Source organism: Microcystis sp. LE19-10.1B (assembly GCF_027530565.1).
Classification (GTDB): Bacteria; Cyanobacteriota; Cyanobacteriia; order Cyanobacteriales; family Microcystaceae; genus Microcystis; species Microcystis aeruginosa.
Window position 1 is genome coordinate 1 of the sequence record NZ_JAPZQM010000615.1, and the last position, 1395, is coordinate 1395.

Sequence of the window (1395 nt, forward strand, 5' to 3'; positions counted from 1 at the left end):
TGTTGGATAAGACTTTTAGACTTTTTTGACCTCAAAAAGTGCCAGCCATTGGAGGGATCGGGGCGAAAATTCCTGGACTTTTTCCCTGAAAATTAGGTAATTGACCGTCTGAAAATGGGTAAAACCCCACACCCCACACCCCACACCCCACACCCTGCCCCCACGAAAAACTTTTTGCCGCAAACCCTACTTAAATGCGTCTTAGCTTACAATCGATACAAAATATCAACGACTAGGATTAAATGGCTACTCATATTGTTACTGGTGTCGCGGGTTTTATCGGTTCTAACTTGGCAGAAAAGCTTTTAGAACAAGGAGATCAGGTGATCGGGATCGATCAATTTAACGATTATTACGACCCCAGTTTAAAGCGCAAAAATGCCCATATTCTAGCCAAATATCCCGAATTTAAGTTAATCGAAGCGGATATACAAGCCCTCGACTGGCGACAACTGTTGCAAGGAGTAGAAGTATTATTCCATCAGGCAGCCCAAGCAGGAGTCAGAGCAAGCTGGGGTGATGGATTTCGTCAATATACCGAAAGGAATATAAATGCTACTCAAATTATTCTTGAGGCCGCTAAGGAAACCCCGTCTTTACAACGGATGGTTTTTGCTTCCACTTCCTCGGTGTATGGCAATGCGGAAACGATGCCGACTCCCGAAACCCTTTGTCCCCAACCAGTTTCACCCTACGGCATCACCAAATTAGCGGCAGAAAGACTCTGTTGGCTATATCACCAGAATTTTAACGTTCCCGTCACTGCCTTACGTTATTTCACCGTTTATGGACCGCGGCAACGTCCCGATATGGCTTTCCATAAGTTTTTTCAATCAGCGATCGCAGATAAAGCCATCGGCATCTACGGGGATGGCAAACAAACCCGCGATTTTACCTTTATTAGCGATGCTGTAGCCGCTAATTTAGCCGCTGCCGTCGTACCGGAAGCGGTGGGGGAGGTGTTTAATATTGGTGGTGGTAGTCGCGTGGTTTTGTTGGATGTCTTGGATACTATGGAAAAAGTCATTGGTAAACCGATCGAGCGATCGCATCAAGGATTGGCCCGGGGAGATGCCCGTCACACCGCCGCCGATGTCACCAAAGCCCGTACTATTCTAGGTTATAATCCCCAAGTTTCTTTAGCCGAAGGATTAGCCCAAGAATGGCAGTGGATTCAGGAATTATATTGTTAACGGGGGCAATATCCTTAATAATCAAAAAATCTCCCTGTAAAAGGGAGATTTTGGGCAATATCTAGGGTTTGCTGAATAATGGTAAAACCCTTTTAAAATAAAGCTTTTGACCTGTTAAAGTCCGATGTTAGTGCAAGAAAATAGGATTGGGACGTTCAAAAACCTTGCATTATCCTTCTTGTAGTACATCGCTTGGTACAAA

The 1395-nt window shown here is 44.8% G+C and carries 2 protein-coding genes; both read left to right on the forward strand.

Annotated elements, in window-relative coordinates:
• Positions 1 to 114: 114 nt before the first annotated feature.
• The gene (locus tag O9332_RS22200) at positions 115 to 309 is read left to right on the forward strand and encodes a hypothetical protein (protein WP_071825080.1); all 195 of its coding nucleotides are present in this window, start codon (positions 115 to 117) and stop codon (positions 307 to 309) included.
• Positions 243 to 1193, forward strand: coding sequence for an NAD-dependent epimerase/dehydratase family protein (locus O9332_RS22205; RefSeq protein WP_002761306.1), 951 nt, complete (start codon positions 243 to 245; stop codon positions 1191 to 1193). Before O9332_RS22200 ends, O9332_RS22205 begins: the two co-directional genes overlap by 67 nt.
• Positions 1194 to 1395 lie beyond the last annotated feature (202 nt).